The organism is Micromonospora sp. NPDC005413 (assembly GCF_040606435.1).
Lineage (GTDB): Bacteria > Actinomycetota > Actinomycetes > Mycobacteriales > Micromonosporaceae > Micromonospora.
Genome location: NZ_JBEXEV010000006.1, coordinates 169,865 through 184,744, shown reverse-complemented (window position 1 = coordinate 184,744; position 14,880 = coordinate 169,865). Strand labels below are relative to the sequence as shown.

The window sequence follows — 14,880 nt, the reverse complement described above, 5'->3', positions numbered from 1 at the left end:
ATTCTTGTTCCGTGTCAACGCAGGTGCCCGCACTCCTCGACGGCCTGGTGGATGATGCCGCCGTCTTCCCTCCGGGTAGCGCCGCGCTGCCCGACGCCCTGGACGCCCACCGTCAGCACCGCACCGCCTGGTACGCCGACCTGGTCGGCCCGCTGCTGGTCCCCGCCTCGACCGTTGCCGTAGGCGACCTGAGCGGTCTCGTCGACCCGGCCGAGGGCCTGGTGGTCGGCGTGATCGGAGACACCGGGATCGGGAACCTGCCCTTCGCGCTGTCGTTCCTGGCCCCGGTCGGCGTCACCGCCCGTCAGGTCGAGGTGGCGGTCGCCAAGCGCGGCGAGGACCCGTTGCCCGGCATCGCCGAGCTGCTGCGGCTGGCCGACACGATGCCGGGCGTCGAGGCCGTCTACGCCGAGCTGCCGCTGACCTTCGGCCTGATGGGCGCGCTGGACGCGCTCGCCGCCGCCCGGGCCGACGGGGTGCCGATCGCGGCCAAGTTCCGCACCGGTGGGCTGGCCGCCGAGCTCTTCCCCACCCCGGCCGAACTGGCCGCGGTGATCTGCGCCTGCCGGGACCGGGGCCTGCCGTTCAAGCTCACCGCCGGGCTGCACCAGGCGGTCCGGCACCTGGACCCGGAGACCGGCTTCACCCATCACGGCTACGCCAACGTGCTGGCCGCGACCCTGGGGGCCGCTGACGGCGGCGGGGTGGACGCCGTCGCCGAGCTGCTGACCGTGGTCGATCCGCGCCCCCTGCTGGAGCGCGCGACCGCACGGCTGGACGGGCCCCGCCCACTGTGGGTCGGCTTCGGCTCGTGCAGCATCCTGGAACCACTGACCGATCTGATCCAGCTTGGGCTGGTGAACGGGGGCTACGACGCATGACCTGGGTGACCGGCGTTGACGGTTCGCCGTACGGGGTGACGAACCTGCCGTACGGGGTGTTCCGGTCCGACGGGGGTCAGTCGCGGATCGGCGTACGGATCGGGTCATGGGTGTTCGACCTGGCCGCGGCGGAGGCCGCCGAGCTGGTGCTGGCCGCCGGTGCGCTGTGCCGGCCCACCCTCAACGACTTCATGGCGTTGGGCCGCCCGCAGTGGACGGCGGTGCGGCAGCGGATCACCGAGCTGCTGACCGACCCGGCGCACCGGGCCGCGGTGGAGCCGCTGCTGGTGCCCCTCGACGACGTGGAGCTGCTGCTCCCGATCGAGGTCGCCGACTACGTCGACTTCTACTCCTCCGAGCACCACGCGGCGAACGTCGGGCAGATCTTCCGCCCCGGTCAGCCGCCGCTGCTGCCCAACTGGAAGCACCTGCCGATCGGCTACCACGGGCGGGCTGGCACGGTGGTCGTCTCCGGCACGCCGGTTATCCGGCCGACCGGGCAGCGCGCCTCCGCCGATGGCCCGGTCACCGGCCCATCGGTACGCCTCGACATCGAGGCCGAGGTCGGCTTCGTGGTGGGCGTACCCAGCTCGTTGGGCGACCGGGTGTCCGTCGACGATTTCGCCGACCACGTGTTCGGCGTGGTGCTGGTCAACGACTGGTCGGCCCGGGACATCCAGGCCTGGGAGTACCAGCCGCTCGGCCCGTTCCTCGGCAAGTCGTTCGCCACCTCGGTCTCGGCCTGGGTGACGCCGCTGGACGCGCTCAGCGATGCCTTCCTGCCGGCCCCCGACCAGGACCCGCCCGTCGTCGACTACCTGCGGGATGTGCCGCACGTGGGGCTGGACCTCCGACTGGCGGTCGAGTGGAACGGCGAGCGGGTCAGCGAGCCGCCGTTCGCCACCATGTACTGGACGCCGGCACAGCAGTTGGCGCACCTCACCGTCAACGGCGCGTCTCTGCGCACCGGCGACCTGTACGCCTCGGGCACCGTCTCCGGCCCGGACCGATCGCAGGTCGGCTCGTTCCTTGAACTGACCTGGGGCGGGGCCGAGCCGGTGACGGTGGGCGACGAGAGCCGCACCTTCCTCGCCGACGGCGACACGGTGACCATCACCGCCACCGCTCCCGGCCCGGACGGCACCACCATCGCCCTCGGCGAGGTCACCGGCACGGTTCGCCCGGCCCGCTGAGCCGCCCTGTCGCTTGGCCGCTGAGCGGACCAGGCGCTGGGTTCGTTGCGCGGGCCTGTCGCCGGGCCCGCCAGCTACCTGGCCCCTGGCCCCTTTGCTCTGCTTCACCCCACGCAACACTTAGGACCACCCGCTGTTGCGTCTGTTGAAGCAGAGCAAAGGGGCTCAGTCGGGCACCTCCACCCGACCCGGCGCAGGTCCGACCCTCTGTCCGTCGGGCCGTCTCGCCGGTGGGACTGGTGATCGCACCGGCTGTGCGATCACCAAGCCCCGTTACCCCGTTGGTTGACGCGGATCATGTCGTCCCGCCATCCGGCACGGACCGGGCCTCTGCCCGTCTGCCGGTGGTGGGGCAATCCCATCGCACACGGAGGTAACCACGATGCACGATTTTGCGGGAGCGATCTGGCGGACCAGCAGCCGCTCGAACGACCAGGGGCTCTGCGTGGAAGTGGCGGACAACCTGGTCGATGTCCATGGTCTGGTCGGGGTACGCGACTCCAAGGATCAGGCCGGCCCCACACTTGCGGTCAGCCCGCCGGGATGGACGGCGTTCATCAGCGCGATCCGGGCCGGTCGCTTCGAACGCTGACCGGCGCTCCGGCACCGGTCGACGACGATCGGTGCCGGAGCGACGCCCAATCGGACAGCGTGGCCTCCGGGTGGTGGAAATTCCGTCCCGGGGGTCACGTCCGGCCCTCACTCCGCGTACCGTCGGGGACACGGGAGGGTGGCATGTCGACGGTGGCGGTTACCGGGTTCATCGAGGCGCACGCTGTCGATGTCTGGCGTCTGCTGACCGACCTGCCCGGCCGTGCGGCCCGGCTGACCGCGGCCGGCCCGATCGAGGTGCTCACCCCGGGTCCGTTCGGGCCGGGCACCGCCTGGCGTGAAGAGCGCATCCAGCCGGGCGGCGGCACGCTGACCGAGGAGTTCCTGGTGGTGGAGGCACTCGCCCCGCAGCGGCTGGTGCTCTGTTCCTCCGGTGCCGGCGTGGATTACCGGATCACCTGGAGCCTGCGCCCGGTCCGGCGTCGCCGTCGGGGTTGCACAGCGATCACCGTCACCCAGGAGGCGGTGCCGACCGCGCCGTACGGTCGGGTGGTGGCGCTGCTGCTCGGCGGGCTCGCCGCCCGGGCCGTCGAGGTGGCGCTCCGGCGTGATCTCGCGGACCTGGCCGTCGCGGCCGGCGCCATCGGCTCCGTCGAAGCCGCCTGACCGCCAGCCGGTCACATCCGCCCTTCGCGCGACCGTGGCCCCCGTGACCTGAGCGGGATCCGGCCGGTTCCGCTGGGTAGGGTGCCGGGCGGAGGTGCGGCATGGGTTTCCCGAGGGGCCGGCGACGGCTCGTGATGGCGGTCGCGGCGCTGCTCGCGACCGCGGCCGTCGCGGTCATCGTCCACCGGGTGCTCGCGCCGGCAGAGGTGAGCACGGTGGCGCGGGCTGACTACCCGGCCGCGGCCCGACCGGCCGCCGGCGTGATCGGTCGACTGCCGGTCGCCCCGTTGATCGTGGACGCGAGGCTGCGGGTGTACGCGGCACACCGCCAGGTCTACGCCGACCGCCCGGTCGACGGGAAATACCGGACCACGCCCTACTGGTCGTACCGGCGCTGGCCCGCGGAGCTGACCGGGGTCGTGGCCAGCGGCAGCACGGTGGTCAGCCGCTGGTCCGACGGTCAACTGGTCGCACTCGACGCGCCGACCGGCCGGGTGCTCTGGCGTACCGACGGCCCGGAGCCCACCGACAGTGGTGCGGTGGTGCGGCGTACCGGTGCGGCCACCGTCTGGAACCCGCGCGGGCTCCAGCTCACCGACCTCCCGGACGGCCGAACGGTGCTGGTGGCCACCGGGGACGCCCAGGCGCGTGGGGTCGAGGTGAGCGGCGGTCGGGAGCTGTGGCGGGTGGACCTCCCCGGCAGTTGCCGAAGCGACGTCGGCACCACCGCCTCCGGGCAGCTCATCGGTCTGGACGCCTGCGCCGGGCCGGCCACGGTCGAGTTCCGGGACGCGGCGACCGGTGCGGTGCGTGAGCGTTGGCGACCGCCGGGTGGCCCGGACGAGCTGGTGGTGACTCCGCTCGGCTGCCGTACCGATCGGTCGGACTGCCTGGCCCTGCGGACCGCCGGGCCGGGCGATGCGGGCGGCCGGGGCTGGCTGCTGGGTGCCGGCGAGCCGGTCGCCGCCCCCGCGCTGGATCCGGCCGGCACCGTGCTGGTCGGTGAGCAGGCCGTCGTCGTGCTCGACGGGGTGGCGGTGGGTCGGTCGGCGCGTACGGGCACCGAGCTGTGGCGGTCCGCGGATCTGGGCACGGCACGGGTGCTGGCCGGGCAGCCCGGTCGGGTGCACCTGCTGACCGAGGCGAACGACCTGGTGACGCTGGATCCGGTGACCGGTGGGCAGCTGTCTCGCTTTTCCCTCAACGTCGGCTCTGACGGGACGGGCTGGGCGCCCGGGGCGGTGGCAGCCGAGGGCGGCTACGTCGCGGTCGAACGGCTCCGTAAGCCGGTCGACCCGGACGGCGACGACCGGCGCTACTACCTGACCGCGGAGGCGGTGATCCTGGCCGCCACCTGATCGTGGCGTCTCGACTCCGGGGAAGCAGAACCTCCCGTTCCCTTTGTCCATAAAGGGTACGTTTCTCACGGTTCAGGTTTCCGGTGGGAAGGGGTCGGCGCATGGGTAGGACAGCGGCCAACTACCTCGTGGGCGGCGCACTCGCCGCCGCCGCAAGTCTCGCGCTGGCGCTTCCGCCGGTGCTGAGCCCTGAGCCCGCGTCGGCACGCGGGTTCAGCGCCATCCGGGCCGAGCCGTCGACGGGCGACGGTGTCACCTTCAAGATCGTGCCGGCGTCACCGACCCTCACCCCACCCATTCCCACGCCCAGCCACGGTGGTCAGTTGCCGGTCACCGGTTCGGGTGGGTCGGCGCTGCTGCTCGCCGGGCTGGGCGGGGCCCTCCTCCTCGTTGGTTGGCTCGCCGCCCGCCGTAGGCGGGGGATCGGCGGACCAGTACCGCGAGACCGGTGACCAACAGCAGGCCCGCGATGGTCGCCCCCACGGCCCAGCCGGAGATCATCCGGGAGATGATGCTGCCCCGCTTTCCGACCTGACCCGCGTCGGGGAACTGGATCTGCGCGGTGACGCTGCGCTTCACCAACCCGCTCTCCAGGTTCACCTCGATCTTCCAGGGCCCGTTGGGCAACTCGGCTGGGAGCCGAGCGATGACCTGCCCGGAGCCACCCGGCGGTAGCGTGACGCCCTGCCCGACCGGGAACGGGCCGGCCCGACTGCCGGCCGGCCCATCGGTCAGGGCCACCGTGCCGGTCAGGTCGAGGGCGCGGCCGCCGGTGTTGGTGACCTGTACGGTCACCGACGGTTCGCCCTCGGGGCTGCGAGCTGGGCGTAGCTCACCGATCGAGAAGTCGGAGGCTGGCTCGCCGCCGGGCCCGATGTCGAGGTACATCCGGACTCCGACCCGATGGACCTGAGTGATCTCCCCGGTGGCCCGGGGCGCGGAGGTGGTGGCCGCCCAGACCACCCCGTACCGCTCGCCACGCGAGGCGGCCGGCGGCACCGTGATGGTCGCTCGGACCCGGGTCTCCCCCCACGGTGGCAACTCCACGGCGCTCTGGTCGAGGGTGATCCATGAGGTCAGCTCGTTGTCGGCGCGGCCCTCACCGAACCGGAACGCCGAGTCGTCCAGGGTCGCGGCCGACGGATACACGTCGACGCGACGGGTCTCGGCGGTGCGATTGGCGATCAGCAGTTGCCGCTTGATGGTGGTGCCCGGCGGTAGGTGGTCGACGATGTAGCGCAACGCCCGGGGGTCGGTGCGACGGTCGGTCGGGGCTTCCAGCAACCGGATCCCGATGCTGCCCTCGTTCGACCCCGCATCCGGTTCGACCGCGCCGGCCCGGGTCGACAGACCCGGACCGGCGAGGCAGAACAGGGCGAGCGCGACCGCGATGGTCGACCTCCCCCGGGGGCTACGCCACGGAATGCGTCACCGTGCCGGTGTAGCCGCCCGCGATGCTGTCCAGCGGGACGTTGACCACCAGAGTGGGGTTCCATTCGGCGGTGTTGCCGCCGGTGCCGCCGGTGTGAGTGAACGCGGTGAGCGGGGTGACGCTGGACAGCGGCGCCGCGTCGCCAGCGGCGGCCTGCCCCGGCGTGAAGGTGCCGGTGCCGGTGGTCGCCGTCGCCGGGCCGGACCAGTAGTCGATCTCCTCCGGGAGGACCGTCTCGGGCGGAGAGGCGGTGCCGGTCTGGAAGACCGTCGCCGTCACCGAGGCGATCCAGGACGCGTCGTCGGAGGCCCGGGAGTCGGTGACCGTCACCGTGCCGAGCTGGCCGGTGATGGTGCCACCGGGTGCGCCGGTGCCCAGGTCGGCGGTGGCCGGTGCGACGATGTCGAGCGTGCCGGCAAGCACCTCGAACGTGGTGGTCGTGTCGTCGGTGGGCGCCGCGGCGGCCGGCGCGGCGAGGAAGCCCACCATCGCGGCGGCAGCGGCCCCAGCGAGACAAATCTTGGCAGTACGCACTGTCTGTTACCCCGTTTTCTCGAAGTGAGCCGGCGTGGTCCTCCGCACATCCGGCTACTTCGGAAGATAGGGCACAAACCTCTCAAACTCGGACAAACAAGGCGATATCACGAGGTGGAGTGAGGCGGCGGCGAGCCGCCCTTCAGACCAGGGCAGACTCGGCCGCCGCGAGGAACGCGTCGTTCTCGGCCGGTGTGCCGATGGTGACCCGGACCCCGTCCCCGGCGAACGGCCGCACGATCACTCCACGCGCCTCGCACGCCTTGCCGAACGCCACGGCCCGGTCGCCGAGCGGCAGCCAGACGAAGTTGGCCTGGCTGGTCGGCAGGTCGGGCACGAACTTGCGCAGCGCCTCGGTGACCCGGTCCCGCTCAGCGACGACCAGGGCACAGCGGCGCTCCATCTCCTCGGCCTGGGTCAGCGCCGCGAGCGCGCCGGCCTGGGCAGCCGTGCTGGTCGAGAACGGGGTCGCCACCTTGCGGATCGCCGCCGCCACCGTCGGCTGCGCCACCAGCCACCCGATCCGCAGCCCGGCGAGACCCCACGCCTTGGACAGGGTGCGCAGCACCGCCACGTTGGGCCGGTCCAGGTAGTCGAGCCCGTCCGGCACCTCCGGGTCGTTGACGAACTCCCGGTACGCCTCGTCGATGACCACCAGCACGTCGTCCGGCACCGCGTCCAGGAACCGGTCCAGCTCGGCCCGGCGTACCGCGGTGCCGGTGGGGTTGTTCGGGTTGCAGACCAGGATCAGCCGGGTCCGGTCGGTCACCGCGGCGGCCATCGCCGTCAGGTCGTGCCCGTGCCCGGCGTCGTTGGGCACCCGCACGCTGGTCGCGCCGCTGGTCGCCGCGATGATCGGGTACGCCTCGAAGGACCGCCACGAGTAGATCACCTCGTCGCCGGGCAGGCAGGTGGCCCGGACCAGGTGCTCGGCGAGCGCCACCGACCCGCAGCCGGTGGCGATCCGGTCGGCGTCCACCCCGTACCGATGGGCCAGCGCGTCACGCAGCGCGACCACGCCCATGTCCGGGTAGCGGTGCGAGGCGGTGATCGCCTCGGTGACGGCCTCCACGACGCCGGGCAGCGGCCCGTACGGAACCTCGTTGCTGGCCAGCTTGATGGCCTCCGGCAGGCCCAGCTCCCGAGCCAGGTCGGCGGGGCTGCGACCCGGCACGTAGTTGGGCAGCGCGTCCAGGTCGGCGCGGGTCAGCCGCAGCGCCGGCTGGTGACGTCCGGAGTCGGTCATGGGGTGTCTCCCGAGGGCTGGTTGCGGTCGTTCGAGGGGGCGGAAACGGTGGTGTCGGGGACTTCGACGACCACCGTCTGCGCGCGTTTGTCGTGCAGCGCCCGGCGCAGCGGGTGGTCGAAGAGGGGGGAGAGAGCGTCGACCAGTTGCAGCACCAGACCGATCCCGGCGCAGTACCAGAGCAGGGTCGGCAGGCCCAGGCTGCTCCACCGGCTGAGCGCACGGCCGAAGCCCAGCGGCTGGTCGGCGGCGAGCGGCACCGCCCGGATCCGCATCACCCGCTTGCCGATGGTCTGCCCACCAGCGGCCATGGCGGGCACCTCGTACGCCAGCCAGAGCGCGGTGGCGATCAGCAGGATCACCACCAGGAGAAGCCCAGCCTGCTCGCCGGGCACCGGCAGGCCCTCGGCGGAGGTGTCGCCCCGCGCGGCGCGCTGGAAGAGCTCTCGCCAGTACGGCGCCCACTCCTTCGCCCATCGCCAGACGAACCAACCGTTGACCACCACGTTCAGTGCGAAGACGATGCCGAAGTCGATCAGCCGGGCGGTGAACCGGCGGCCATAGCCGGCCAGCCGGAGGCCATGCGGTCGCGGCTCGGGCGGTCGCACAGCCCAGCCGGGGTGACCGGCCGGTGGGGTCCAGCCGGGTTGGCCACCCGGTGGGGCCCAACCGGGCGGACCACCTTGCGGACCCCAGCCGGGAGGACCGGCCTGTGGCCCCCAGCTCGGGCCGTGCCCCGGTTGCGGGCCGTACCCCGGTTGTGGGTCCTGGTGTGGCGCGGCGGTCGCGGGGCCCGGGGCGGCCGACACCGCGGGCGGGGCCGGCGTGACCGGCGCGGGCGGCGGCTCGACCGGCGGCGGACCGTCCGGTGGAGTGGCGTCGGCGGGGATCGGCGCACCGAGCCAACCCTCGCCGTCCCAGTAACGCCGGGTCTCCGTGTCGGCCGGGTCGACGTACCAGCCGGGTTGCACGCTCACGCCAACGCTCCGCTTCGCTGCGCGCCGGCGCGAGGCGCCACGCTACTGAGCCTGCTGCTTCGCTCGCTCCGCTCGCTCACGAGGACACCTTAACGACGACCGTTCCAGCGAACTTGTCATGGAGGCACTGCTGCCACGGCTTGTCCCAGAGCTGCCAGAACCCGTCGATGTAGCTGCCCCCGGGGACCAGCGAGCCTGCGAGGTACTGCACCAGCCACCGCCGGCCGGCCATCCGGCGGTCCAGCCTGCGGGCTGGGTCGATCGGCACCACGCGCAACTTCATGAGCTTCTTGCCGAGCGTCTGACCGCCGCGCTTGAGGTACTCCACGTGGTAAAGCCAGTAGAGCCCGAGCATCACCACGAGGAGCCCGAGCTGGAACAGCAGGACCGGCAGGAAGAAGTCGAGGAACAACATGCCCGGGTCTGGCTCCACGAGCGTCCCGTCCGGGTTGGTCCGGGTCATCTCGCTGAACACCTGCCACCAGAGGATGAGGAAGACAGGCATGAACAGCACCAGCGACACCGCGCTAGCCAGCGCCGTGTCGATCAGCCAGGCCAGCAGCCGGTCGCCGAAACTGGCCAGCGGCTGACCACTCGGGCTCAGCGGTGGGGGCGGCGGGCCGGGTGGTCCGGCGTACCACTGCGGCGGGGCGTACCCGGGCGGAGCGTACTGCGGCGGAGCGTACTGCGGCGGCGCGGCGTACCCCTGCGGGTGTGGTCCGGGCGGCGGCGCGACGCCGCCGGTGGCGGGCTGAGGCCCACCGACCGGCGGCGTCGGGTACGACGGAGGCTGCGTCACGCTCGCAAGTGTTACAGGTTGCCGCGGGCTTCCTGCTCCCGCTCGATCGCCTGGAAGAGCGCCTTGAAGTTGCCCTTGCCGAAGCCCAGCGAGCCGTGCCGCTCGATCAGCTCGAAGAAGACGGTGGGGCGGTCCTGCACCGGCTTGGTGAAGATCTGGAGCAGGTAGCCGTCCTCGTCCCGGTCGACCAGGATCTTGCGGGCCTTCAGCTCCTCGATCGGCACCCGCACGTTGCCGATCCGGGCGCGCAGCTCCGGGTCCTCGTAGTACGAGTCCGGGGTGTCCAGGAACTCGACCCCGGCCGCGCGCATCGCGTCGACACTGGCCACGATGTCGTTGGTGGCGACGGCGATGTGCTGGGCGCCGGGGCCCTGGTAGAACTCCAGGTACTCGTCGATCTGGGACTTCTTGCGGGCGATCGCCGGCTCGTTGAGCGGGAACTTCACCTTGCGGGTGCCGTTCGCCACGACCTTGCTCATCAGCGCCGAGTAGTCGGTGGCGATGTCGTCGCCCACGAACTCCGCCATGTTGGAGAAGCCCATCACCCGCTTGTAGAACTCGACCCACTCGTCCATCCGGCCCAACTCCACGTTGCCGACCACGTGGTCGACGGCCTGGAAGAAGCGCTTCGGCTGGATGCCGGCGTCGATCATCGGCTGCCGGTCCACGATCGGGCCGCGGGCGGTGAAGCCGGGCAGGAACGGGCCGGTGTAGCGGGAACGGTCGACCAGCGTGTGCCGGGTGTCGCCGTACGCGGCGATGGCGGCCATCCGGACCGTGCCGTGCTCGTCGGTCACCTCGTGCGGCTCGACGACACTGGCGGCGCCCTGTGCGATGGCGTGCGCGTACGCGGCGTCCACGTTCGGCACCTCCAGCGCGATGTCGCTGATCCCGTCGCTGTGCTTGGCCACGTGCTCGGCACCGTCGGCGTCCGGGCGCACCGCGCCGGTCAACACGAACCGGGCCGAGCCGCTGGTCAGCACGTACTGGGCGTGGTCCCGGTAGCCCTGCTCGGGGCCCCGGTACGCCACGCAGGTCATGCCGAACGCGGTGGAGTAGTAGTGGGCGGCCTGCTTGGCGTTGCCGACCAGGAAGTGCACGTGGTCGAGGCCCTTGACCGGGAACGGGTCGCGGCTGATGTCGTGGTCGACAGCGCCGACGAGCCGGTCGATGTCGACGTCCTCGGTTGACTGGGGTCGGTCGATCGCCTGGGTCATGGTGGTCTCCCTCGCGTACCGGCCGGCCTGGTGGGCCGCCCTCGGTTCTTGTGGCGAGGATCGCTGCGCCGGCACCCGGTGGGCAACTGTTGACAGAAATGCTGGTCAGGTTGCGCATTCGGTATGGTCTTCACCCATGAATGGTGAGCAGAATGTACAGCTCGATGCGCTCGACGTGCGCTTGATCGATCTGCTCGCCGAGGAGCCGCGGATCGGGGTGCTGGAGTGCTCCCGTCGGCTCGGGGTGGCCCGGGGCACCGTCCAGGCCCGGCTGGACAAGCTGATCGAGCGGCGTGTCATCGAGGGCTTCGGCCCCGAGATCTCACCGGCCGCGATCGGGTTCGGGGTGACCAGCTTCGTCACCTTGGAGATCAGTCAGCGGCACGGCCACGACCCGGTCACCGCTCACCTCGCCGCCATCCCCGAGGTGCTGGAGGCGCACACCATCACCGGCTCCAGCGACCTGCTCTGCCGGATCGTGGCCCGCTCCAACACCGACCTGCAACGGGTCATCGACCAGATCGTCTCCTCCGCCGGCATCACCCGGGCGTCGACGATCATCGCGCTGGCTGAGCAGATTCCCTACCGCACGCTGCCCCTGGTGCGCAGCGCCGTACGGGCCGACGGAAGGGCGGCTTCCTGACCCTGTAACACCTCCGACCCCAGAAAGCGCGGCGACACGGCGGCGCGGGCGTACGGAAGATCCGTGATCGTGGCTACGGTGTGCGGTGTGGCGAAGGGGAGCGTGCGCGGTGGGCTGCTGCTCGGCCTCGCCGTGGTCGTCGCCCTCGCCGCCACCGGCGTGTGGAACCCCTTTCCGGGCCTGTGGGACTGGGTGGACCGCAGCGACCCCATCTCCGAGCCCGACGTGGTCTGGCAGCAGCGGATCGGCGGCACCCCGCGCAGCGTGACCATCGCAGGCGACGCCGTCGTGGTCGAGCAGCGCACCCGGGTCGAGGCCCGCAGCCTGGCCACCGGCACCCAGCTCTGGGAACGCAAGGCGGACTGGTCGGCGGTCGCCGGCGGCGACCGGGACGCCGTCGTCGCCGTGGGAAAACTTCTGGTCAAGGGGTACGAGCTGCTCGACCCGGCCACCGGGGCGACCCGGCGACGCGACGACGACGCGGTGGCCGTGTGGACGTACCGCAATCTGCTCCTGGACGCCCGGTGCACGGACGCCACCGACTGCACCCTGAGCGCCTGGGACCCTCGCGGCACGGCACCACTCTGGACCGCCTTCCTGCCCGGGGTGCACAGCGGCCTGCTCGCCGACAACCCGGGCCTGCGTGGCACCCGCCGGCTCACCGCCACCCGGGTCGACGACGGGGTGGCCGGGGCGGAGCCCGCACCCCCGCTGCTCGGCTTCCCGGTCGACGGCCGGGTCCACGTGGTCGACACCGCCACCGGCCGGGTGCTGCAGAACGTCGAGCCCGGCCGGGACGAGCGGCTGTCCGTGGTGGGTGGCCGGATGCTGCGGATCGCCGCCCGCTCACAGGACGGCACCTGCTACTTCGCCATCTCCGCCCGCGACCCGGCGACCGGGCAGGAGGCCTGGCAGCGGGCCGGGGTCAACCTGCGGACCGCCGACAGTGCCGGCTGCGTGCAGCGCGAAGACCCGCAGGGTGCGCGGAACGTGCTGATCGGCGTCGGCCCGGACGGCCGCGAGGCAATCATCGACGGGTACGACGGACGGCTGCTCTGGGTCGGCGAATCGGGCACCAAACTGATCGCGGTCGACGACCGTCTGGCAGTGTTCCGGGCCGCCGACAAGCGCTCGGTGGTCGCCCGTGAGCTGGGCACCGACCGGGTGCTCTGGACCCGGCCCGCCAGCGGAAAGGCCGGCGGGGTGCTCACCCCGTACGCGGCGGTGGTCGCCGACGAGAAGCCGTCCCGGTTGGTCGCGGTGGACCCGCGCAGCGGCCGGGAGTTGGCCGTCCTGCGCACCTCGGCGAACGCCCTCGCGGTCGGGTCCCAGGGCATGATCATCGGTGAGGGACGGGAGATCGGGTACGTCCGCTGGGGCGCCACCGGGGGCTCGCCCGCCGGACCGCCCGGCGACGGCGGAAATCCCCGGCCGGGCAGCACCGGCCCCGGCGGGCAGAACAACGGCGACTGCGGGCCGAAGGGAGAGCTGTGCCCCGACCCGGCCGGCGGCAAGGACGGCTGAGCGGGCCGCCCCCTGCTGATCGGCACGGCGCCGGTGCGTGCCGGGCCCAGCGGATGAGAGCGGCGTCCCAGGACCAGCCCGGCGGGTGGGAGTGATCGACCGGTCTGCCCTAGGCTTGCCGCTCATGAGCAGTGCCGCCGCATTCTCGTACGCTCCCCTCCTGCCGACCGGCCCCGACCAGACGGACTATCGCCTGGTCACCGACGAGGGCGTGGACGTCGTACACGGCCCGGGAGGCCGCCGGTTCCTCACCGTGGAACCGGCCGCGCTCACCGCGCTGACCGCCGAGGCGATGCACGACATCGCGCACTTCCTGCGCCCGGCGCACCTGGCCCAGCTCCGGGCGATCATCGACGATCCGGCTGCCTCGCCGAACGATCGGTTCGTCGCGCTGGATCTGCTGCGCAACGCGAACATCGCCGCTGGCGGGGTGCTGCCGATGTGCCAGGACACCGGCACCGCGATCGTGATGGGTAAGCGCGGCCGGCACGTGCTGACCGACGGCGGTGACGCGGAGGCCATCTCCCGGGGCGTCTACCAGGCGTACACCAAGCTCAACCTGCGCTACTCCCAACTCGCCCCGCTGACCATGTGGGACGAGCGGAACACCGGCAGCAACCTGCCGGCCCAGGTGGAGTTGTACGCCGAGGACCCGGATGGGCACCCGGACGCGTACAAGTTCCTGTTCATGGCCAAGGGCGGTGGTTCGGCCAACAAGTCGTACCTCTACCAGGAGACCAAGGCGCTGCTCAACCCGACGCGGATGATGCAGTTCCTGGAGGAGAAGCTGCGGCTGATCGGCACCGCTGCCTGCCCGCCGTACCACCTGGCCGTCGTCATCGGCGGCACCTCCGGCGAGTACGCGCTGAAGACCGCGAAGTACGCGAGCGCCAAGTATCTTGACGCGCTGCCCACCTCCGGCTCGATGACCGCGCACGGCTTCCGGGACCTGGAGCTGGAGGCCGAGGTGCTGGAGCTGACGCGCAACTTCGGCATCGGGGCGCAGTTCGGTGGCCGGTACTTCTGCCATGACGTACGGGTGGTCCGCTTGCCCCGGCACGGTGCCTCCTGCCCGGTGGCGATCGCCGTCTCCTGCTCGGCCGACCGGCAGGCCGTCGCCAAGATCACCCCGTCGGGCGTCTGGCTGGAACGCCTGGAGACCGACCCGGCGCGTTTCCTGCCCGACGTCACCGACGACTCGCTCGACGCCGAGCTGGTCGTCCGGGTCGACCTGAACCGGCCGATGGACGAGATCCGCGCCGAGCTGTCGAAATACCCGGTGAAGACGCGGCTGTCGCTGTCCGGCCCACTCGTGGTGGCCCGCGACATCGCACATGCCAAGATCGCCGAGCGGCTGGACGCCGGCGAGCCGATGCCGCAGTACCTGCGCGACCACGCGGTCTACTACGCCGGCCCGGCGAAGACCCCCGAGGGATACGCTTCCGGCTCGTTCGGCCCGACCACCGCCGGTCGGATGGACGCCTATGTGGAGAAGTTCCAGGCCGCCGGAGGCTCACAGGTGATGTTGGCCAAGGGCAACCGGTCGGGTCAGGTGACCCGCTCCTGCCAGCAGCACGGCGGCTTCTACCTCGGCTCGATCGGCGGCCCCGCGGCCCGCCTCGCGCAGGACTGCATCAAGCACGTCGAGGTGCTCGAATACGCGGAGCTGGGCATGGAGGCGGTCTGGAAGATCGAGGTGGAGGACTTTCCCGCCTTCATCGTGGTCGACGACAAGGGCAACGACTTCTTCGCCGAGGTCACCAAGCCGGTGCTCACCGTCGGCCGCCGCTGACCCGACAGGTACGCGAAGGGGCGCCGAGCGGATCCGCTCGGCGCCCCTTTTGTCGTCCGTGTTCCA

General features: G+C 71.9%; 14 protein-coding genes. 9 read left to right on the top strand and 5 right to left on the bottom strand.

From position 1 onward, the window contains the following. The first annotated feature begins 11 nt into the window (after nt 1-11). The 6 genes from ABZS37_RS11015 (at nt 12) to ABZS37_RS10990 (ending at nt 5,102) form a co-directional block, all read left to right on the top strand. Nucleotides 12-881, top strand: a complete 870-nt coding sequence (locus ABZS37_RS11015; protein ID WP_355167753.1) for a hypothetical protein — start codon at nt 12-14, stop codon at nt 879-881. Beyond that, a complete protein-coding gene (gene fahA / locus ABZS37_RS11010) occupies nt 878-2,074 on the top strand; it encodes a fumarylacetoacetase (RefSeq protein WP_355167751.1) in 1,197 nt (398 codons plus the stop codon). Before ABZS37_RS11015 ends, fahA begins: the two co-directional genes overlap by 4 nt. 382 nt (nt 2,075-2,456) lie before the next feature. Continuing rightward, nucleotides 2,457-2,666, top strand: coding sequence for a DUF397 domain-containing protein (locus ABZS37_RS11005; RefSeq protein ID WP_355167749.1), 210 nt, complete (start codon nt 2,457-2,459; stop codon nt 2,664-2,666). A 143-nt stretch (nt 2,667-2,809) separates the two neighbouring features. After that, a complete protein-coding gene (locus ABZS37_RS11000) occupies nt 2,810-3,292 on the top strand; it encodes an SRPBCC family protein (protein ID WP_355167747.1) in 483 nt (160 codons plus the stop codon). A 101-nt stretch (nt 3,293-3,393) separates the two neighbouring features. Beyond that, nucleotides 3,394-4,650 carry a PQQ-binding-like beta-propeller repeat protein gene (locus ABZS37_RS10995; protein WP_355167745.1) on the top strand — a complete coding sequence of 419 codons (1,257 nt, stop codon included), beginning with the start codon at nt 3,394-3,396 and terminating at the stop codon, nt 4,648-4,650. A 101-nt stretch (nt 4,651-4,751) separates the two neighbouring features. Beyond that, nucleotides 4,752-5,102, top strand: a complete 351-nt coding sequence (locus ABZS37_RS10990; RefSeq protein WP_355167743.1) for an LPXTG cell wall anchor domain-containing protein — start codon at nt 4,752-4,754, stop codon at nt 5,100-5,102. Nucleotides 5,103-6,061: 959 nt separating this feature from the next. Here the strand turns inward: ABZS37_RS10990 and ABZS37_RS10985 are convergent. From ABZS37_RS10985 to hppD, 5 genes are all read right to left on the bottom strand, one after another. Continuing rightward, nucleotides 6,062-6,616 carry a hypothetical protein gene (locus tag ABZS37_RS10985; protein WP_355167741.1) on the bottom strand — a complete coding sequence of 185 codons (555 nt, stop codon included), beginning with the start codon at nt 6,614-6,616 and terminating at the stop codon, nt 6,062-6,064. Nucleotides 6,617-6,758: 142 nt separating this feature from the next. Then, nucleotides 6,759-7,862, bottom strand: coding sequence for a histidinol-phosphate transaminase (gene hisC / locus ABZS37_RS10980; protein WP_355167739.1), 1,104 nt, complete (start codon nt 7,860-7,862; stop codon nt 6,759-6,761). Continuing rightward, complete coding sequence (locus ABZS37_RS10975) at nt 7,859-8,839, bottom strand: RDD family protein (RefSeq protein ID WP_355167737.1); 981 nt, start codon at nt 8,837-8,839, stop codon at nt 7,859-7,861. The genes hisC and ABZS37_RS10975 overlap by 4 nt, the downstream gene beginning before the upstream one ends. Nucleotides 8,840-8,915: 76 nt before the next feature. Then, nucleotides 8,916-9,638 (bottom strand): RDD family protein, encoded by a 723-nt coding sequence (locus tag ABZS37_RS10970; RefSeq protein ID WP_355167735.1) that lies wholly within the window; start codon nt 9,636-9,638, stop codon nt 8,916-8,918. 11 nt (nt 9,639-9,649) lie between these two features. Further along, complete coding sequence (hppD, locus tag ABZS37_RS10965; RefSeq protein ID WP_355167733.1) at nt 9,650-10,855, bottom strand: 4-hydroxyphenylpyruvate dioxygenase; 1,206 nt, start codon at nt 10,853-10,855, stop codon at nt 9,650-9,652. 136 nt (nt 10,856-10,991) lie between these two features. On the opposite strand from hppD, the gene ABZS37_RS10960 reads away from it, so the two are divergent. The 3 genes from ABZS37_RS10960 (at nt 10,992) to ABZS37_RS10950 (ending at nt 14,814) form a co-directional block, all read left to right on the top strand. Beyond that, entirely contained in the window at nt 10,992-11,498 is a 507-nt protein-coding gene (locus ABZS37_RS10960) for an Lrp/AsnC family transcriptional regulator (protein WP_355167731.1), read from the top strand. 114 nt (nt 11,499-11,612) lie between these two features. After that, nucleotides 11,613-13,022: a PQQ-binding-like beta-propeller repeat protein gene (locus ABZS37_RS10955; protein ID WP_355167822.1), complete on the top strand. Its 1,410-nt coding sequence runs from the start codon at nt 11,613-11,615 to the stop codon at nt 13,020-13,022. Nucleotides 13,023-13,146: 124 nt separating this feature from the next. Beyond that, on the top strand, nt 13,147-14,814 hold the full coding sequence (locus ABZS37_RS10950) for a fumarate hydratase (RefSeq protein ID WP_354994534.1): 1,668 nt from the start codon (nt 13,147-13,149) through the stop codon (nt 14,812-14,814). Nucleotides 14,815-14,880 lie beyond the last annotated feature (66 nt).